The 20948-nt window shown below is 45.5% G+C and carries 16 protein-coding genes and 1 pseudogene; 10 read left to right on the top strand and 7 right to left on the bottom strand.

Going from position 1 to position 20948, the window contains the following annotated elements:
* Positions 1-55: 55 nt before the first annotated feature.
* Positions 56-753, top strand: a protein-coding gene (locus tag ABVN36_RS03465; RefSeq protein WP_223367361.1) for an IS1 family transposase whose coding sequence is annotated in 2 segments (ribosomal slippage) — positions 56-305 and positions 305-753 — 699 coding nt in all. Because the reading frame shifts where the segments join, the coding sequence is not laid out codon by codon here.
* 14 nt (positions 754-767) lie between these two features.
* Here the strand turns inward: ABVN36_RS03465 and ABVN36_RS03470 are convergent.
* The 5 genes from ABVN36_RS03470 to ABVN36_RS03490 form a co-directional block, all read right to left on the bottom strand.
* Positions 768-1763: a DEAD/DEAH box helicase gene (locus ABVN36_RS03470; RefSeq protein ID WP_112324634.1), complete on the bottom strand. Its 996-nt coding sequence runs from the start codon at positions 1761-1763 to the stop codon at positions 768-770.
* The gene (locus ABVN36_RS03475; RefSeq protein ID WP_135733578.1) at positions 1756-3237 is read right to left on the bottom strand and encodes a hypothetical protein; all 1482 of its coding nucleotides are present in this window, start codon (positions 3235-3237) and stop codon (positions 1756-1758) included. The genes ABVN36_RS03470 and ABVN36_RS03475 overlap by 8 nt, the downstream gene beginning before the upstream one ends.
* A complete protein-coding gene (locus ABVN36_RS03480) occupies positions 3212-4198 on the bottom strand; it encodes an MBL fold metallo-hydrolase (RefSeq protein WP_139760055.1) in 987 nt (328 codons plus the stop codon). The genes ABVN36_RS03475 and ABVN36_RS03480 overlap by 26 nt, the downstream gene beginning before the upstream one ends.
* A gap of 349 nt (positions 4199-4547) precedes the next feature.
* Entirely contained in the window at positions 4548-5093 is a 546-nt protein-coding gene (locus ABVN36_RS03485; RefSeq protein ID WP_139760054.1) for a hypothetical protein, read from the bottom strand.
* Between the two features lie 78 nt (positions 5094-5171).
* Entirely contained in the window at positions 5172-5462 is a 291-nt protein-coding gene (locus tag ABVN36_RS03490; RefSeq protein WP_135733575.1) for a hypothetical protein, read from the bottom strand.
* A 280-nt stretch (positions 5463-5742) separates the two neighbouring features.
* Between ABVN36_RS03490 and ABVN36_RS03495 the strand changes: the two genes are divergently transcribed.
* From ABVN36_RS03495 to ABVN36_RS03535, 9 genes and pseudogenes are all read left to right on the top strand, one after another.
* Complete coding sequence (locus tag ABVN36_RS03495) at positions 5743-6663, top strand: hypothetical protein (RefSeq protein WP_023138942.1); 921 nt, start codon at positions 5743-5745, stop codon at positions 6661-6663.
* 20 nt (positions 6664-6683) lie between these two features.
* Positions 6684-7856, top strand: coding sequence for a DUF3800 domain-containing protein (locus tag ABVN36_RS03500; RefSeq protein ID WP_023138943.1), 1173 nt, complete (start codon positions 6684-6686; stop codon positions 7854-7856).
* 215 nt (positions 7857-8071) lie between these two features.
* Positions 8072-8509, top strand: coding sequence for a hypothetical protein (locus tag ABVN36_RS03505; protein ID WP_023138944.1), 438 nt, complete (start codon positions 8072-8074; stop codon positions 8507-8509).
* A pseudogene (locus ABVN36_RS03510) lies at positions 8478-8603 on the top strand (relaxase); the annotation flags it as partial. The gene ABVN36_RS03505 and the pseudogene ABVN36_RS03510, both read left to right, overlap by 32 nt.
* Before the next feature lie 78 nt (positions 8604-8681).
* Positions 8682-9793 (top strand): IS3 family transposase gene (locus ABVN36_RS03515; RefSeq protein WP_095055964.1). Its coding sequence is split into 2 segments (ribosomal slippage): positions 8682-8943 and positions 8943-9793, totalling 1113 coding nucleotides; the frame shifts between segments, so codons are not numbered across the junction.
* 865 nt (positions 9794-10658) lie between these two features.
* Positions 10659-11774, top strand: a complete 1116-nt coding sequence (gene iroB, locus ABVN36_RS03520; protein WP_001221110.1) for a salmochelin biosynthesis C-glycosyltransferase IroB — start codon at positions 10659-10661, stop codon at positions 11772-11774.
* 80 nt (positions 11775-11854) lie between these two features.
* Positions 11855-15511, top strand: coding sequence for a salmochelin/enterobactin export ABC transporter IroC (iroC, locus tag ABVN36_RS03525; RefSeq protein ID WP_023138945.1), 3657 nt, complete (start codon positions 11855-11857; stop codon positions 15509-15511).
* Between the two features lie 109 nt (positions 15512-15620).
* Complete coding sequence (locus tag ABVN36_RS03530) at positions 15621-16865, top strand: esterase family protein (protein WP_023138946.1); 1245 nt, start codon at positions 15621-15623, stop codon at positions 16863-16865.
* Between the two features lie 31 nt (positions 16866-16896).
* Positions 16897-17832 (top strand): alpha/beta hydrolase, encoded by a 936-nt coding sequence (locus tag ABVN36_RS03535; protein ID WP_000274361.1) that lies wholly within the window; start codon positions 16897-16899, stop codon positions 17830-17832.
* Between the two features lie 41 nt (positions 17833-17873).
* Here the strand turns inward: ABVN36_RS03535 and ABVN36_RS03540 are convergent, their stop codons facing one another.
* Together ABVN36_RS03540 and ABVN36_RS03545 are read right to left on the bottom strand one after the other, a co-directional pair.
* Positions 17874-20048 carry a TonB-dependent siderophore receptor gene (locus tag ABVN36_RS03540; protein WP_023138947.1) on the bottom strand — a complete coding sequence of 725 codons (2175 nt, stop codon included), beginning with the start codon at positions 20046-20048 and terminating at the stop codon, positions 17874-17876.
* Positions 20049-20578: 530 nt separating this feature from the next.
* The gene (locus ABVN36_RS03545; RefSeq protein ID WP_077905218.1) at positions 20579-20911 is read right to left on the bottom strand and encodes a hypothetical protein; all 333 of its coding nucleotides are present in this window, start codon (positions 20909-20911) and stop codon (positions 20579-20581) included.
* Positions 20912-20948 lie beyond the last annotated feature (37 nt).

A 20948-nucleotide genomic window follows, 5' to 3' on the forward strand; every position in this document is an offset into this window, starting at 1 on the left:
GGTGATGCTGCCAACTTACTGATTTAGTGTATGATGGTGTTTTTGAGGTGCTCCAGTGGCTTCTGTTTCTATCAGCTGTCCCTCCTGTTCAGCTACTGACGGGGTGGTGCGTAACGGCAAAAGCACTGCCGGACACCAGCGCTATCTCTGCTCTCACTGCCGTAAAACATGGCAACTGCAGTTCACTTACACCGCTTCTCAACCCGGTACGCACCAGAAAATCATTGATATGGCCATGAATGGCGTTGGATGCCGGGCAACTGCCCGCATTATGGGCGTTGGCCTCAACACGGTTTTACGTCACTTAAAAAACTCAGGCCGCAGTCGGTAACCTCGCGCATACAACCGGGCAGTGATGTGATTGTCTGCGCTGAAATGGACGAACAGTGGGGCTACGTCGGTGCTAAATCACGTCAGCGCTGGCTGTTTTACGCGTATGACAGGATACGGAGGACAGTTGTGGCGCACGTTTTCGGTGAACGCACTCTGGCCACACTGGAGCGTCTTCTGAGCCTGCTGTCACCCTTTGACGTGGTGATATGGATGACGGATGGCTGGCCGCTGTATGAATCCCGCCTGAAGGGAAAGCTGCACGTAATCAGCAAGCGATATACGCAGCGAATTGAGCGGCATAACCTGAATCTGAGGCAGCACCTGGCACGGCTGGGACGGAAGTCGCTGTCGTTCTCAAAATCGGTGGAGCTGCATGACAAAGTCATCGGGCATTATCTGAACATAAAACACTATCAATAAGTTGGAGTCATTACCTATTCTTCACTACAGATATTAGCAAAGAATAAGCTTTGAGCAACTGGGCTTTCCGCTATACTTAAACTTTTACCATTAACATTAAAATATTTAAAAAATATATCAGGATTAGAAATAACAGGACTAGAAAAAATGAGTTTCAAGCTCGGATATTTCTCTAACGAGGTAGAAATGACTTTATATAAAGTCATAGATCTCTTACTACTTTTATCAGCTAACTTGTGTGCTTCATCGATGAAAAGAACATCAACATTAATATCGCTATAATCCAATTCGTAAAGAAAATTATTATATCTCTCTTGAGTAAAGATCATTAAATTCTTTTCACCTGGTTTCACACCTGATACGGATTTAGTGATATTAACATTATCAATTCCTCGCTTATTTAACATAGCACGAAAATCAACTAAATATTCCTCAAGTAAAGCTTTTGTAGGTAGAATAAAAACAATAACATTAAACCTATCAAGTAAATCAATGGCACAATTTTTAATAACAAATGATTTACCCAGTGATGTTGGCCCTGAAAAACTAAAAAAATCATTAATCAGGATCTCATTATAGATATCGTATTGTCTATTAGTAAATGAATATTCTGAATTCGGTATAGCCTGAATAGCCCTACGAATATCACCTAATAGTGCAGATGAAGTTGAGAGAGAAACAGAGGGATCTGTAAAGGAAGTTACCGCTGAAAACAATCCAAAGTTTGTAAGAATGGATTTAGTTATAGCCTTTGTATAGTTATTATTAGGGAACAATTCATTTATGCCTGAAATTACTTTTAAGGCGATAGCTCTATTATGTTCATTACTGGAATTAGAAAAAAATTGACTGAAATGTAGAAGCCTCTCGTGCTGTGCCGTAAAAACAAAATCATGCTTATTCTTCTCGAAAAATGAATGAGCTAACTGTTCTAATAAACCATTATAGTAATTATTAAACTCATAGCTACTTTTGATTCTTTCACATAAATACTCTATAAGGCTAATCATCACCAATTAACTCCTTAACAATTGCCAGCGATAATTCATTAATTTTATTACTTGGCATGATCAATAAATTTAATTTTAAGCCAAAGGAAAGACTCTTGAGGATTTCTTCATCAATACCAGCACATGCTTGGTTAACCAGCGAGATAATATAATCATTTACCGAAGCGAATTCATTTTTATTATATTCCTCCAGGGATACAGTAAAAACTAAACAAAATGTACTGATACATTTATCTTCAGAAAAAAGAACTTTAAATAGAGTTTCACATTCTGATGCAGGAAGTTTTTGATTTAAAAATGAACGTTCTAAAAATAATTCCTGATTAAAACCATAAAAATTGAAATTAGAAATTACTTTCCCTATTTCATCATTTAAACCTTCAATTATATTATTGTGACCACAATAATTTGAAAATGCTAATTCATAATTGCCATCGGGACTAATCATATAATGCATGTGATGATAGTATTTGTCCGTCAGCCCAGTAGAGTAAAGATGAGGTGCATTAAGATATGTTTCTACCAACCTTCCTGTTAGCAACTTATTGGCTGGTTCATGCTTTTCCTCATTAGCTAATAAATTACCGGCTCTATACATACCTTGAGAAAGAGAAAGTTTATTTGTAGTAAGCATATGATTAAATTCAATAAGCAAAAATTTTGCAATTGGATTTAAGTTAAAGTGAGGAAATCCTTTATGTGACGGTATGTAAGTAACAACTTCAAATTCATCAGTAACTTTTTTCCTGAAAATTTCTTGGACATAATCACCTATTGAATTATCTAATTTTATTGTCCAAGCTGGTTTATGAAAAACGATACAGTCGAAAAAATTATTAAGCTGCTCATGGTCAATATCAGTTAGAGATTCAGCAACAAGATCATTATTTTTACCATTTTCTATAACAACAGCATGTGCTATTGGGAAATCTGAAGCAGGATATTCTAAGACTAATGCACCAGAAACACCTTTATACCCTCTAGACTTTTCGACCAAATCAGGTGTTGAGTTCGATTCTATATTATAATATATAAGCCCATCAGTTGATTTATCAGGAAAATTGAGCATAATACGCCCTGGTTCCGTATCATCTTGTTTATAAGCATTGAGGTAATAATGTGTTGAACTAATATTAGCTTCACTACCGATGCGTAAAGGGTGACTAGAATATCCCTCGACAAGAGTTATAGCCAAGTCTCTATCAGGAAAACTAAAGATCTTTATGGCATTGAGGCTCATTTTAGAGTTTTCTAATGAAATAGTATCTAAGCTGAGTTGGACTGGGCATTGCCTACAACATCCTGCTGTCTTTGCTTTGAATGGCTCACAACTTGTCTTCTGATGGCAAAGACCATGCTTCGATGAGATCACAAAACTTGCATCGCAGGAACTTGCCTTAAAAAGATACCCAGTCGATTCAGATCCTAACCCTTTGATCTTTATGCAATTAGCTACACTCATAGTATCGTACATTCACTCCATTAGAAGAATAAGTGCATAACACTTGACATCCTAACACATTGTTCTCACTGAAAATACTTCTGACTTTGTCATTATCACTGCTAAAATGAAATGTTGCTTGTTGAAACTGAGATAATATCCGAGCGATGGTTTTATTGTTCGGGTGATTATGCTTGCTTTTATCAGCACAAAATATATATTCTGTTTTACCTATTATCTTTATTAATTCGCTATTTGTGTTTTTTTCACTTCCATGATGTGATAATTTTGTAATACAAAAACCTGGTTCAATTCGGTTTGATCTGAAACATTCAATGATATCAGAAGCCCATGCATCACCTAAAAACAATCCTCTAAAACTATTATACTCGATGATAAGAGATAAGCTGGTTCTGTTAGTAATTGATCTATCGGGTATGAATTTATCGTTACCATTAGTAATTTCTTCAATACACTCTAATAAGGTAGGCTCCACTTTTTCATCAGATGATATTTGTGGTTGATTCTTTCTGATATAATCATTATGCATATGATGGAGTGCATCAATCGTAGGTGTTAAAGGAATAAGCTTGATATCATTGATAACGATTGGTTCATTACCAAATACTAATGTATCTAAGGAAACCCCCTTATCCTTTATAATGGTATCTAAATTGACATCTTGATTATAGGAAATATGTTGTTCATGATCAGTAAAAATTTCGCCACAAAAACTGAGACTATTAAAAATGAATTTTTCAATTTTAATCCCTGAAGATATTACATACTTATAACCGCCAATATGGTCATCGTCATTATGGGTAACAATTGCAATATCAATTGCTCTATCATGCAATAATTCTTTAAGCTTCTCTATAACATTTCTTCTTATCAAAAATGTTTTAGGTCCGGAATCAATAAGTATCAATGTATGAATGAAATCTAACAGAATACAATCGCCATGACCAGCATCTAACACATTAATTATTGGCACTATCATCACCTAATTTTAACATTACCTTAGCATTTTAAAACCGAATTTGACAGTTTATAAAATTTGATGTCATTTATAAAGGAAGTAATACCTTACTTTTATCTGGTTTGAAAATCAAGGTTCAATATCTTTCTGAAAATACAAAAAAACCGAACTTGGCGAATCCAAGCAAGGTTTCATTATTTAATCTATAAGAAATATTAGGAGTCTTACCTATGAGTAATATCAATCGATTAATCGATTCCAATTACCAACTGTAACCTAGCCAATTAATCATATAAATATTTTATAAAACAAACCTTTCGAGATTAATTAAACCATCTATATACAAATAAGATTATAATACAATTCAATCTCGGTATTGACTTTCTTCTAAAAAATTATGAGCTTCAATGTATTTATTCATTAGCATAACTTTGTAACTGTCTTTGTATACGTCATTGTATAAATTTTTTCTAATTAAATCTGCATCCATACCATTATCAATCATCACCGAAAGGTTATACATCTCGTCAATCCTTTTTTCCATGAAAATACAGTTTTTAACATACTTAGCTTTTTCACAATCCTTCCCATTTAAATATTCTTTTGTTTTGAGTATATGTTTTTTCAATAACCCGCCACTTTTTAACATTAAGTAATAGTTAATACTATTTTCCTGATAAACAATGGAGTAAGTATCATACATTTTATCAACATAAGATTTGTTGTACTTACCATCAACAAATAGATTATTATCACGAACATCAATAAAGCTATATTTAGCTTCTGCCACCAGAGCCTTATCATTAAAAACATTCATTTTTTCTGAATGGGAAAGCCTGGCTGATGAAGAGCAAGAAATAGTAGTGAAAATAACTATTAACATTGATTGAAATAAAACCTTATTAATCATTAGAACCTCCGTTGACTTTTTTATTTAAGATAGCAATCAATTATTAAAAGTCAACAGAGGTTTATTTCAGGAGTGTATCTATCTATTATTGTAGTCTATGTCTACTCCCTCGCAACTATAAGCTTTACTGTCTGAACCGGGTATAACAGATAGCATTTTCATAAGTTTTTCAGCTTGTTTTTCACTTACTCGGCATCCATTTGAAATATCGCTCAATAGTGTCCCTGGGCTAGAATTGGGGTCAACTTTAAAGTTACATGCACATTGAAGTTGACCAACCTCTATTTCTGGGACTTGTTTAGGCAATTCTGAAGCTTGTGCCAACGAAACAAAACAACTAAATGAATAAAGGAGGGGTTTAATATTCATAATGTTCTCATTTGTGGTGTGCGATTGATGAAGCTATTATATTATATTGTTTGCAGAATGACATGTTTTTATTGAAAACTGAACATATATACCCATTGGCATTTGCACTTCATCCACTAAATTCGAAACAGACATCATTTCAAATAGAAAAAACATTCTTTTTCTTATGTTTTAAGACTAATAATTAAATTATTTTCACCCAATGAAAAATTAATTTGGCTGTGCTATTATAAGGAAAGAAATTAAGTTTAGATCTATATCCCTCACAGGTGATTTTAATATGTCAAAAAGCAACTACAAGTTTGAACGTTGGATTCCTCAATCACAGTCATCTTGGGCATGGCGAGTATTTAAAAAGCATAACAATGAATTATTGAGAATGCTAATAACATTTGATAATAGTCATAAATTTACCTATAGCAACCTGAAAGAAAAAGGGGCAAATTTTGAATCTGAGGTTATCAGTTACTTTGATTCATCTCTCAAATTAAAAGGGCATATGAATGATACTAAATTTAAAAATATCAAAGAATGGAGCAATTCTTTCAATGAGTTACAAAACTGGATGAATCTCAATGCACTTCTTGCAATGATGTCGAACTTAGAAACGTATATGGCAACAGTCATTCCTTTAGCTATAGAATCTGACATCGGTGTTCTGTACGGTGTTTCAAAGAGAATAGATGGTATTGAGCTGCTTAAACATGGTAAACAAAAAAACCATGGTATAAAAGAAATGGTTATAGGTTGTACTAAAGGAACATGGCAATCAAGAGTGAATACATATATAAAAATTTTCGACCATGCTCCAGATAAACTTATCAAAAACATATCTGAACTAGATAAAATGCAAGATATAAGAAACAAAATTGCTCATGCTTTTGGGAGAGACATTGAAAGCTCCAGAGCAAATGGTAAAATCACTACATTACCCAGTGAAAAAATAAAAAATGATAAATTAATTGAATTTCAAACAACCGTATGGCAAACAGCCAAAGTTATAGATTTTCACTTGCAAAATTCTCATATCGGTGAATACTTAAGAGTCCTTTTCTATCATAATATGCAAAAAAATTTAAACACAACACTTCATAAAAATGAAAAGGCTGTTATTTTAAAAAAAAGGATTGGTAAATTTGGCGACGTTTCTGCAGGTAAAGAATTTTGCCAAGGTTTAGTAGAGTACTATGATAAACTTTAATATAAAATGGAGAATAAAAAATGAAATATGGGTACGTCACGAGCAATAAAAACTATATTTTTTATTACGATGAAAGTAATAACATAAGAAATTTTACTCTGCGAGGTAATAAATATAATGTTGACAATAACCCTCAAAGTACTTACTCACCTATTTTTGTTTTAGCTGGGATTGTTACAAACCAAACTAAACACAATATTTCAGCACAAGAGGTAAGAACATTACTTAATATCCAGAGCAATGTTAAAGAAATAAAACTAAAACATGTCGGAACAGGTAGTTTCCCTGAATTGATGAATAATAAAAAGATTCACGTGTTTCTAACATGGTTGCTTGAGAGCCCTTTCTTTATTCATTATTACGCAACAAATACGGTCTACTGGTCTTTCCTTGATATCATAGAAGACCTTGCACACTATTTATTCGACGACAAAAACAGTTCTTTATTCAAAAAAGCATTTCATAACAATATAGATCTTAGATCACAACTCGATTTTTACAAAAATGCTCTATATATACTTATCAAGAAAGACAAAACTGGTTTTTTAAAATTGATGAATGATTTTAATTATCCTGAAATAAATAATAATGATGCGAATAAATTTTACAAATCCCTGCACAAATTTTGTAGAAGTCACACAAATAGTTACCTTAGCTACAAGCATAAGAATCCAAACCATATTGAGAAATCATTGCTGGAACTAACAAGGCTCCTGTCCATCTGTAAAGACATTGATAATGCCGAATTAACATTCAATGATAAAGATCTTCTTATAGATTCATTTTCTCATTTCTATCTCAATCGATTAAATGGATTTAGAAACTCCCAGCACTTGCTTGATGAAGAAGACTTAGTAGAACCGCATCTGGTACTTTCAACAAAAAATGAATTTATTGGTGATGAAAAAAATCAATACTATGGACTGAATTTCAAATTCATAAAATCGGAAAGTAATATTGAAATTCAAATTTCTGACATTATTGCTGGTATAATTCGCTCTCTATACTCTTTTATTGAGCAGGTTGAATTTTCCGAAATTGATAGCTTTATTGAAAATTCCACCGAATTGCAAAAGGATAATATAAAGAAACTAAGCATGTTGATTTCTAAATCTGTAAATGAATGTGAAGGCTTTATTTTTAGAACCCAACCACAAATGGATGAATCAAAAATGTATAAGCTATTATCATAATGATTTAACATGTTAATAAAGCAAGAGCTAATTTATAGAAGCGGTTGCACCGTTCTATAAAGCTCTTGCTTTTCTTGCTTCCTTTCAGTCAGACAATAAAAGAAAGTCAAAACATTCCATCCTATAGATTGACAAAAAACTCATTCATTATATAAGTGATATATAAAGCATATGGATTATGCTAACTAATTAACATCATATAAAATGGAGTTTATATGCATAAGATAAATTATAGCGATGATATAGATCTATCCAAAATTTCCCGCCGTGGTGGTTTTAATAAAAGTAAAATACCTTCAGAAACAGTAAGAAGCTATTGTGTCAGTGTCCGTTTGAATGCTGAAGAACTGCAACTCCTGAATATTAAGCGAGGCTCTTATAAAAAGGGAGAGTGGCTTCGTATGGCTTCCCTTCAAAAGTTACCTCCTGTTATACCTGCGATTAATACCAAAGCCTGGAAAGCTTTAACTGACATATCACAAAAGCTAAATAGAATTGCGATCCATATCGATGGTAAGAGCAGAGATAGCCAGCTTACTCATACAGAGCTTTTCGCTGTGAAGCGACAACTGGAAGAGCTTCGCACGAATCTTTTAAGTGACAGTATATGGAGCCTCCCGAATGAAGGGTATGCGACAGATTCGCAGGGGTAAGAACATTGCTGGTGTGGTCCAATACGCATTGAAACCGGGAGCACATCATAAATGCGATCCAGTCGTAATCGGGGGCAATATGCTGGGTGACACTGTAAGTATCCCGCATAATCGTGCCATTCACATTTAGAGATCATCCGGCATAATCAATCTGCCAACGAAGGAGATCGCTATGCGTAAAGCCCGTTTTACTGAGCATCAGATCATCACTGTGATTAAGTCGGTTGAAGCTGGACGAACCGTTAAAGATGTCTGCCGGGAGGCCGGTATCTCTGAGGCCACCTACTATAACTGGAAGTCCAGATACGGCGGCATGGAAGCTTCTGATATTAAAAAGATAAAAGATCTTGAGGACGAGAACCGACGCCTCAAACAGATGTTTGCCGACCTGAGCCTTGAGAACCGGGCGCTGAAAGACGTTATCGAAAAAAAGCTTTAAAACCAGCCTTTAAGCGTGAGCTGGTCACTCATCTGATAACGGCATTCGGACTCAGTATCCGTCAGGCCTGCCGGAGCCTGAACCTGAGCAGAACGGTTTATCATTACCGTCCGGATAACACACGTGACGAACCCGTTATTACCGCATTGCAGGCGGCAGCTGAACGGTATCCACGATACGGTTTTCCGAAGCTTTTTCAGGTTCTGCGGCGGCAGGGATACATGTGGAATCACAAAAGGATCCACCGTATTTATTGTCTGCTGAAGCTGAATTTTCGCCGTAAGGGCAAACAACGGCTGCCGGTGCGTAACCCCTCGCCACTGGCCACGCCGGAAGCGCTGAACCAGAGCTGGTCTGTCGATTTTATGCATGATGCCCTGGTCTGTGGGCGTCGTTTTCGCACGTTCAATGTCGTTGATGACTTTAACCGTGAGGCGTTGTCGATTGAAATAGATCTGAATCTGCCAGCCCCACGAGTGGTCCGTGTACTCGACAGGATCGCGGCAAATCGTGGCTATCCGGTCATGCTACGCATGGATAATGGTCCGGAATTTATCTCACTTGCACTGGCTGAATGGGCAGAGCAACATGCAGTAAAACTGGAATTTATTCAGCCGGGTAAGCCGACGCAGAACGCTTTTATTGAGCGCTTTAACCGAACATACCGTACAGAAATACTCGATTTTTATCTGTTCAGAACGCTGAATGAAGCGCGGGAAATCACGGAAAGATGGGTGTCAGAATATAACTGTGAACGCCCTCATGAATCACTGAACAATATGACGCCGGAGGAATATCGGCAACACAATCATTTGGCCGGGATCTCAAAAAATGCCTGGAACTAAAACGGGTCTATTTACATATTGACCTATAAATGTGCCCTAATTTTAGCTATCTAAGTAGAGTTGTGAAACGTCCTCTCTTGGCCTTGCCACAAGACGGACTAAAAGGAAGCGACAACACTTTAACTGCCATTCAGGACAGTTAGTCAACACGCAAAACCCCGCCTCTCAATAATCAACTTAAAAATCAAAAAATATACATAACCCCTTCCATATCAACATCATCGCCACTCTTTTGCGCCTTCGCGCAAAAAATAAAAATCCCCAACAAACTCAACCACCTCCCCCACCAATTACAAGGACGCCAGCAAATAAAACAAGGGGCAACGTGAAAACGTAGCCCCTTTTTGTTGTCTATGTCCACTTTACGTCCACCAAATTAAAGGATTTAACGCCAGGATTAATGCAGTCATTAAAAGTATGGCACTGACTACTTTAGGAAGAGGCGTCCGTCACATCACTGCACGGAAAGTCCACACAGAACACGATCTGCCGCCGGACACCGTTAAATTGCCCCGCAACGCGTTATCAATACTACTACCGACGTTTCCCGTTACCTTGCTGTCGGTACGTTTACCTCATTGTCTGAAAGGTTATTTGCGAAGTTATCATTAATAATCCACGGGCGTCTGGTATGCGAATCCAGTTCCCCAATCCTGGCGCTTTGCCTGTGCGACCATACGCGCGTAAATAAGCCTGAAACCAAACTTCACCGCTTAACGCTCTCCTCTTTCCCGATTTTTACGCAAAAAATCATCACATGATCAAGTGTCGTATTAGTTATTGCATTTTACAAATGATATTGGTAATTATTATCATTCTCATTAACGACTTGTTCGATTTATGACGTGGAGAGAGAGGATTTCTCATGCGTATTCTGTTTGTCGGTCCACCACTGTATGGACTGCTATACCCTGTGCTGTCCCTGGCGCAAGCGTTTCGTGTTAATGGCCATGAAGTGCTGATTGCAAGCGGTGGAAAATTTGCACAGAAAGCAGCAGAAGCTGGGTTGGTGGTATTTGACGCTGCGCCTGGTTTCGATTCGGAAGCGGGTTATCGCCGTCAGGAGGCATTACGAAAAGAAAATAACATTGGAACAAAAATGGGGAACTTCTCATTCTTCAGCGAAGAGATGACTGACCCGCTGGTCGCGTTCGCCGGGCAGTGGCGACCAGATCTCATCGTCTACCCTCCCCTTGGAGTCGTTGGACCACTGATTGCCGCTAAGTATGACATTCCGGTAGTGATGCAAACCGTCGGCTTCGGTCATACGCCCTGGCACATCAAAGGCGTGACGAAATCACTTTCTAACGCCTACCGCCGCCATGGGGTCAGCGCGCCACCAAGAGATCTGGCATGGATAGACGTCACACCGCCCAGCATGAGCATACTGCAAAATGACGGAGAGCCGGTTATCTCCATGCAATACGTCCCGTATAACGGCGGCGCCGTCTGGGAAGAATGGTGGGAACGTACACCTGATCGCAAGCGTCTTCTGGTCAGCCTCGGCACCGTCAAACCGATGGTGGATGGCCTGGATCTGATTTCCTGGGTAATGGATTCTGCCGGCGAAGTAGATGCCGAAATCATCCTGCACCTTCCGGCAAACGCCCGCTCGGATTTACGTTCGCTGCCGCCGAATGTCCGTCTGGTCGACTGGCTTCCGATGGGCGTTTTCCTTAACGGCGCCGACGGTTTTATCCACCATGGCGGCGCAGGCAACACCCTGACGGCGCTACATGCCGGCATTCCGCAGATAGTCTTTGGCCAGGGTGCCGACAGACCCGTCAATGCCCGCGCCGTGGTCGAGCGCGGATGCGGCATTATTCCCGGTAAGAGCGGGCTTACGAGCAGCATGATCAATACGTTCCTCGGTAATCGCGCGCTTCGCGAGGCGTCGCAGGAGGTCGCGGCGGAAATGGCGGCCCAGCCTTGCCCGACCGAGGTGGCAAAAAAACTGATCGCCATGCTGCAACACGGCTAACCGCGGCAGCGCAATGACAATATGGCGGCTGAACCCAGCGTGTGTCGCCATATCTCATCTTTCACCAATAAGGAGGCTTAATGCCCGCGACTCATTCCCCCATGCCCGCTCGTGCCTGGATAGTTCGCCTTGCCCGCGTGTGTTGGGAACGTAAAACACTGAGCATCATTGTCATCGTAGCATCAGTATCGACCATTTTACTGGCTGCGCTGACGCCGCTAATAACGCGTCAGGCCGTCAATGACGCGATAGCAGGCGATACGACCCACCTGCCGTTACTTGCCTGCGGCCTGCTGTTAATTGCCCTTTTTGATTTTATCGGGAATTACGTGCGCCGCGGCTATGCCGGAGAACTCTCGCTGTGGGTTCAGCATACGTTACGTAGCCGTGCATTCGACAGTATTCAAAAACTGGACGGCGCAGGCCAGGACGCCTTGCGTACCGGGCAGGTCATTTCGCGTACCAACAGCGATCTTCAACAGGTACACACCTTGCTACAGATGTGTCCGGTGCCGCTGGCGGTGCTCACTTACTATGTGGCCGGTATCGCGGTGATGCTATGGATGTCGCCATCCATGACGCTTATCGTGATTTGCGTACTGGCCGCCCTTGCTATTACCGCCCTGCGCGCCCGTCGCCGTGTTTTCGCGCAAACGGGGCTTGCCTCAGACCGGCTGGCGCACATGACGGAGCATATGCGCGAAGTATTGGAACAGATCTCAGTGGTGAAGTCCTGCGTGGCGGAGTTGCGCGAAACGCGTTGGCTCGATGGTCAGTCGCGGCAGATGGTGCGGGTACGCATCGGCGCCGCTATCTCGCAGGCGATGCCGGGCGCAACCATGCTGGCGCTACCGGTGATAGGGCAGATCGTCCTGCTGTGCTATGGCGGCTGGTCGGTAATGAATGGGCGCATCGATCTGGGAACCTTCGTTGCGTTCGCGAGTTTTCTCGCTATGCTGACCGGCCCTACCCGCGTACTGGCATCGTTTTTGGTTATCGCACAGCGCACACAGGCGTCGGTAGAGCGCGTCTTCGCGCTTATCGACACGCGTTCTCGCATGGAAGACGGTACTGAGTCGGTTGAAGGTCAGATTATCGGGCTGGACGTGGAGAAGATGAGTTTCCACTACGACAACGGTAACCGTATCCTCAATGAGATCTCGTTTTCCATTCACGCCGGTGAAACCGTGGCAGTGGTTGGCGCCTCCGGCTCCGGAAAATCAACATTGCTGATGTTGCTGGCGCGCTTTTACGATCCTACCTCCGGCGGGGTGTGGCTCAACACCACTGCGGGCCAACAGAATATTCGCGACCTGAAACTGACGGCGCTTCGTCGTCGCGTTGGCGTAGTGTTTGAAGACGCGTTTCTGTTTGCCGGTACGGTGGCGGAAAACATCGCCTATGGGCACCCGCAAGCGACTCAGGACGACATTCGACGCGCCGCCGATGCCGCAGGCGCCAGCGGGTTCATCAATGCGCTACCGCAGGGGTTCAACACCCGACTGGCCGAACGCGGAAGCAACCTCTCCGGCGGCCAACGCCAGCGTATTGCGCTAGCCCGGGCACTGATTACCGCGCCGGAACTGCTGATTCTCGATGACACCACCTCGGCGGTCGATGCCGGTACTGAAGCGGAAATTAACACGGCTCTTGGTCGTTATGCCGATAATGAGCATATGCTGCTGGTGATTGCACGCCGCCGTTCAACACTGCAGTTAGCCGATCGGATCGTCGTGCTGGATAAAGGCCGCGTCGTGGATATCGGTACCCAGGCGGAGCTGGATGCAAGGTGTCCGACGTTTCGCTCGCTGATGAGCGGCGAGGGGGATTTTCTCGCCCTTGCCCCGGCAGAACAACGTACGCTATGGCCAACAACGCAGGCGGTAAAATCCGACGACGCGCATGAGCGCCAGACACCCGCCGGAAAAGGTTTTGTCGACCGGATGACGCGCGTTCCGGAACGCGCCGTACAGATGGCGCTGGCAGGCCACGGGCGTCAAGTCTCATCGCTGCTGACGCCAGTAGCCTGGATGTTCGTCATCGCCGCCCTGCTTATCGCGCTTGATTCCGCCGCAGGCGTTGGCGTGCTGGTGCTTTTGCAGCGCGGTATTGACTCAGGCGTTGCCGCAGGGGATATGTCGACTATTGGCATATGCGCCCTGCTCGCGCTGTGCCTGGTGGCGATCGGTTGGTGCTGCTATGCGCTGCAAACGATCTTCGCCGCCCGCGCGGCAGAGTCGGTACAGCATACGGTACGCTTACGCAGCTTCAGCCACCTGCTACGCCTGAGCCTTCCCTGGCACGAGAAGCACATCGACTCGCGTCTTACTCGCATGACCGTCGACGTTGATTCACTCGCCCGATTTCTGCAAAACGGTCTTGCCAGCGCGGCCACCAGCATCGTGACGATGGTCGCTATCGCCGCGGCAATGTTCTGGCTTGACCCCATTCTTGCGTTAACGGCATTAAGCGCCGTACCTGTAGTGATACTGGCGACGTGGATTTACCGCCGTTTGAGCTCGCCTGCCTACGCCCAGGCACGGCTGGAAATTGGTAAGGTGAACAGTACGCTTCAGGAAAAGGTCTCCGGTATGCGGGTAGTGCAGTCACACGGTCAACAGAAGCAGGAAGCCGCCAGGCTACGGGCGTTATCAGACAACTTCCGCGCCACCCGCGTGCGGGCGCAAAAATACCTTGCTGTCTATTTTCCGTTCCTGACCTTCTGCACCGAGGCTGCCTATGCCGCCGTGCTTTTAATCGGAGCGACCCGGGTCGCCGAAGGCGAAATGACGCCCGGGATACTGGCGGCGTTCTTCCTGCTATTGGGACAATTTTATGGCCCGGTACAGCAGTTGTCAGGCATTGTTGATTCCTGGCAGCAGGCAACCGCCAGCGGCAAACATATCAATGCGCTATTGGCGACTGAGGAAACGGAGAATATTGAACCGTCCTCCATAACGCCTGGCACTGGCGGCGCGCTACGTCTGGAGGCATTGACATTCCGCTATCCCGAAAAAACGCAACCTGTGCTTGATAATCTCTCGCTCACCATTCCGCCAGGAACGGTAGTCGCGGTGGTCGGACGTAGCGGCGCCGGCAAATCGACGCTGATCAAGCTGCTGGCCGGGCTCTACTCTCCCGGCAGCGGGCAAATCCGTGTCGGTGAGCGCCTAATTGATGCCGCGTCGCTTAGTGATTATCGTCGCCAGACGGGGCTGGTCACCCAGGATGTCGCATTATTTAGCGGCGATATTGCCGAAAATATCCGCTATTCGCGGCCAGACAGCAGCGACACGGAGGTGGAGATCGCGGCGCGACAGGCGGGACTCTTTGAAACTGTGCAACATCTGCCGCTGGGGTTTCGTACTCCGGTCAATAACGGCGGCACGGATCTGTCCGCGGGCCAGCGTCAGTTGATTGCCCTCGCCCGCGCCCAACTGGCACAGGCGCACATTCTGCTGCTCGACGAGGCGACAGCGCGTATCGACCGCAGCGCCGAGGAGCGCTTAATAACCTCGCTTACCGGAGTGACGCATACCGAGAAACGCATCGCGCTTATCGTCGCGCACCGACTGACCACCGCTCGCCGCTGCGATGTTATTGTCGTAATCGATAAAGGATGTATCGCTGAATATGGCAGCCATGAGCAGTTGATAGCGGCTCATGGCCTGTATGCTCGTCTGTGGCGGGCCAGCGTCGGCCAGACACGCGATACGCAAGGAGAGGTCGTAGGATAGTTTTTATCGCCACGATTTACGCAAAAGAAAGCCCGCAAGCGGCTGTTCCTGTAACAGCCGCTTTAGCTATTGATACTGACCGAAATATAAACGAGATGGAATACAAAGAATGAGACTGAGCCCGCCCGTCGCTCCTGTCGCTATACAGACCGCTACGCGCCTTCGCCGTCAACTCGCCGCCGGAAGCCAGGTTGACGCTTCTCACTTCTGGCGAGAAGCAAACTCGCTCGCGCTGCCGCTGGTGACAGCCATTAACGGCGCAGACGATGAACGGGAAGTCACCTTCCTGTGGCGTGCCGCCTCTCCTCTGCGGGGGGTTTATGTTCGCCTGAACCGTGTCACCGATAAAGATAACGTGGCGAAAGGTATGATGACGCAACTGCCCACAACGGATATCTGGCATCTGACGCTTCGCTTACCGGCGTCCTACTGCGGTTCCTATACGATGGTCGAAATACCACCGGAAACCCCGGACGAGACGGTGTTGCAGCTTGGAAGCCGTTTCGCCTCCCTTGTCGGGAGGGCGGACCCGCTGAACAGCACGCCGGGAATAAATGTTCGGGGCAATGCGCAGGAATCCGTTCTGGCGCTGGATCACTCCCCGGCACAGGAGGAGTGGTCAGGCTGTCGCGCTTACGCCGGGCAGCTTTTCACCTCAGAGCATCGGCTCGCCGGACAACGTCGCCGTGTGCGGCTGTATCTTCCTGACGTTCCTGTCGTACAACCGCTGGGCTTACTGGTACTCACGGATGGCGAGATCTGGTTCGACCATCTTGGGGTAAGCGCCGCCATTGACGCCGCCATCCGCAGCGGACGCATCGCGCCGGTGGCCGTACTCGGCATTGATAACATCAACGCGGGTGAACGCGTCGCAATCCTCGGCGGTCGCCGCGAGCTGGTGCTCGACATTGCCGAACGCCTGCTGCCAACCCTTCGCGCCAAATACCCGGAACGGCGGTGGGCGGACCGTACACAAACGGTGCTGGCTGGGCAAAGCCTCGGCGGCGTGACCGCGCTGATGGCGGCCCGCCACGCGCCAGAGAGCTTCGGCCTGGTGCTGAGCCACTCCCCCTCAATGTGGTGGACGCCGGACAACCGCAACCGCCCAGACCATTTCAGCGCAGAAGAGCGCTCATGGGTCAGCGAACATGTGTTATCCGCGCCCTCGCCAGCCGTACGTACGCATCTGTGCGTGGGATCGCTGGAAGGTTCGACGGTCCCGCAGGTCAAACAGTTGCATGAAAAATTGCGCGCCGCCGGCGTTGAAAGCCATTGCAGCGTGTACACCGGCGGTCACGATTATGCCTGGTGGCGCGGCGCATTGATTGACGGATTACGTCTACTGCCCCGATAAAACTTCACCTGCCAAAAAGGAATCACATCCGATGTATGGTCGCCAGTACCACAACAAGTGCTATCGCATGGCGCTATTTTTAGTGAGTTTTTGTTTTAGCGCGCTGAGTTATGCGCAGCCGGATATGCAGCCATTAGGGCCGAATATTGCTGATAAAGGTTCGGGATATTACCATTTTAGGGTCAATGACTTTCAATCTGCCGATGGCGCAAGACATTACCGGGTATGGACCGCTATTCCCAATAAAGCCGCCCCGCCGTCGGGTTATCCTGTTTTATATATGCTGGACGGCAATGCAGTGATGGACAGGCTGCCGGAGGCGCTGCTCAAACAACTGGCAGACCACTCGCCGCCGGTGATTGTGGCGATTGGCTATCAGACTAACCTGCCGTTTGATCTTAACGGCAGAGCTTATGACTATACGCCGGCGCCGGGAATCGATCGCGAAGGCAGTGAAAATAACCCGCGTTTTCATCGTAAAACCGGCGGCGGGCCAGCGTTCCGCCAGCTACTGGAGAGACATATCGCGCCGCAGGTGGAACAAGGAATAACCATCAACCCCGAACGGCGCGGGGTATGGGGACATTCTTATGGCGGCCTGTTCGTTTTGGACTCCTGGCTGTCGTCATCCTTCTTTCATATCTATTACAGCGCCAGCCCGTCACTCAGCAGGGATAATTTTGCCCTGTTGAATCGCCTTACGGCAGTGAAGCCGTCGCCGTTCTGCCATAAGAAACTCATTATAATGGAAGGTTCTGCGTCGAATGGGGATAGCAGGCAACGCCAGATGGCCGAGCTCCTGCAAAAAGTTCAGGAGACCGTGAGAACGCTTGAGAACAACGGCGTTAACGCGGCCCTGCAGCATTACCCGGGCCTGGGCCACGGGCCCATGTTTAACGCCTCTTTTCGCAGTGCATTGCTGGATATCAGTCGCGAACCGGCAAGCCAAAAACCACGCTGTCATTAACCCGCCGCCAGAATATGCCCGCCAGCGGCGGGCATAACCCATCAAAACGAGGCCGTCACACCGGCATAATAAGCCCGACCCGGTTCGTTATAGGTATTTGCCCCTTCGGCGGAGCGATAGATCTGTTTATCGAAGATATTGCTGATACCGACATTAAGACGCAGGTTCTTGTTGATATCGTAATTAACGTTAGCGCCGACCAGTGAGTAAGCCCCCAGCGCTTTCCCGGACAATCCTTTGGTCTCTTCACTACGCGACTCCGCATGTGTTCGCGGTTTTTGCTTGCCGTATAACGTCCAGTTGACGTTAGCGGAGAGCGCGCTGGTGATAGTCCAGTCGAGGAAGGTATTCACCGTATATTTCGGGATTATCGATAAGGGATTGCCGGTATCTTTTTGCTCAGAAGCGATCATATAAGTCGCATTGGTATTCCAGTTCAGACGGTCCGGCATCAGCGGAACAGCCATGCTGGCTTCAATACCTTCAATCAGCGCTTTACCGCCGTTCTGCCATTGCAATACATAAGCGCCAGATGCGCTTCTGCCAATAATTTTATCACCTGCGGCAATCTTATTCTGATAATCGTTACGGAAATACGTGACGCTTGCGTGGTAATCGTCTACGGTAAATTCCAGCCCAATCTCTTTATTGATGCTAATTTCAGGATCGAGGTTCTTATTACCGACCAGGTAACAGCCGCCCGACGTAATATCTTTTGGACAACCGTTGCCTTTCGAATAGAGTAAATACCCCTCACTGGTTTGATACAAGTTCGGTGCCTTAAAGGCCCGGGCAATACCGGCTTTCACCTTGACGTATTCACCTAACTCCTGGGAAAGGTTAAGACTGGGACTAAAATTACTCCCGGATTCGCTTAAATAGTCAAAACGCAGACCCGGAATAATATTGGTACCGGCCATGGGTTCGATATTATCTTCAACGTACAGCGCACTGATTTCCGATTTATTTTTGCTGCTACGGTTAGCCGCCGAACCGGAAATCCCGGCGATATTGCTATCCTTAACCGTCAGACTGGTAGAGGAAGGATCGTTTAGCTCATCGCGGTTCCACTCCGCGCCGACGGTGAGCGTTTGCTCAAATAGCCATATCACCGGGACATTCACCTCGCCGCTGGTGCGATACGAGGTCAGGCGGTTAGTGGTGAACGTCTGGTCGTTGGTAATACGCCCCTCGCCGCCGCCGGAGAGCCCCTCATTCATGCGGGTGTTATCGGTTTTTTCATAGTAGAACCCCAGGCGGCTTTGCCCCCAGTCCCAGATGCCGTTATGAGTTAGACCGTAATTCTGCCGGTACAGGCGATTGGTCTCCCGCCCGGACTGCGCCAGACTTTTGGTAACCGCGTTTGAAGTACTGTTTTGCGTATCGCCAGCATAAATATTCCCCTGCCGACTGTATCCTGCTTCAAAATCAAGGATTTGCTGCGGGGTCATTTTCCATGAGAAGACGCTATTAATATCTTTATTGGTGACCCCCTCCCGTCCGGCGGCATTTTTGGTCCCGGCGGAGGAGTTAATATCCCAGCTATCGGCATCGGTTCTGTTGAGATTACCGTACAGGCGCATCGTCAACGTATCTCCAGCCAACGGGCCGCTAAGGCTAAAGTTACCCCGCCGGGTGTCACCCTCTTTGCTGCTTTCCGGCTGGTTGGTATAGAGCGACAGCGAGCCGTGCCAGTCATTAGTGGGGCGTTTGGTGATGATATTCACCACCCCACCTGCGGCACCGGAGCCATAGCGCGCGGCGGCGGGCCCACGGATCACTTCAATACGTTCTACCATCTCCGGCGGCACCCAGTTCGTATCGCCACGGGTGTCGCGTTCTCCGCGCCAGCTATAGCGAACCGAATTTCGCGACGTCACCGGCACGCCGTCAATCAGCACTAAGGTATTTTCCGGCCCCATACCACGAATATCAATTTGTCGGTTATTTCCGCGCGTCCCCGAGGCGCTATTGCCGGTAAGATTAACCCCAGGCATCTTACGAATAATATCGGCAAGATCGTTAACGGGAGGATTCTTTTGAATATCGTCACGAGTAATAATCGAAACGCCCGGCTGTTGCTTTAATACTTGCTCGGCGGTGGATTCAACCACCATCGTTTCGCCGTTGTCGTCAGTAGATTCTGCTGCTGATAATGGACTATTAACCCCTGTAGAAACCACGGTTATTAACCAGATGAACTTCTTAACTCTCATACCCATTCCCTAAATAATGTCTAAAGTAGCGCTGTTGCCCTCAAGCTCACATCCTTGCCAGGTTACGTCTATATAGTAATTATTATCATATGCTAATGATAATAATTATCATTCAATTAAGAAAAAGGCAATCTTTCGACCGCAAAAATCTGGTAATAAAAAACGGAAATGGGATTTTGCAATATGACTCTCTGTCCGGGCTCCGCTTTGCCAGTAAATCCGGGAAGGGTGGCAGAATGCGCCTACTGAACGAAGGTTTTACAAAACAGAAATAGATGAAATAAAACTATTTTTCAAAGCGTTAATGATAATAAACACCCAGGTAAGATGGTATAGTGCGGTTCAGAGTTCACCGGCGCTTCCCTGTCGACGGCAAACCGTTCTTACAGTTTGCCAGAGACTTTCCGTCTGGGTAATGGTGGGATCGGATACGATTGTAGTCATTCGATATATGACAATGAAAGTGATGTTGGCTCCAAAATACAAAGCGCCTGGTAATAATTATCAGGCGCTTTGCAGACAGAAAACCATCAAACATCGGTTTCTCGTTCTCCAGGAACTACTGGAAAATATGGCAACCCACAGTTAGTAGATTTTACTGTCGGGTCTTGCCAGGGATGTTGTGTTACCCCCAGGTCTTTTAAAAGACCTCGTAACAGCACTAACTCGCTGGGTGTCATTTTTTGCTTTGGTTCACCCTCCTTAGGTGGACGAATATCCTCCTGACTAGTACATGTAACACAATAACCTTTTAACTCTATCCACTTAGGCTTAGAGGGGGCCTTAGGATCGGGAGGCGTCGGACTGGCAACGCATGAACAGGCACTTATACATCCAGGCATAACGTTTTCCTTTTCAAACAATTCGCTTTAGTTGGAAGTTCTACTTGAGAAAATAGAA

It is taken from the genome of Salmonella sp. SJTUF15581, assembly GCF_043356775.1.
Classification (GTDB): domain Bacteria; phylum Pseudomonadota; class Gammaproteobacteria; order Enterobacterales; family Enterobacteriaceae; genus Salmonella; species Salmonella enterica.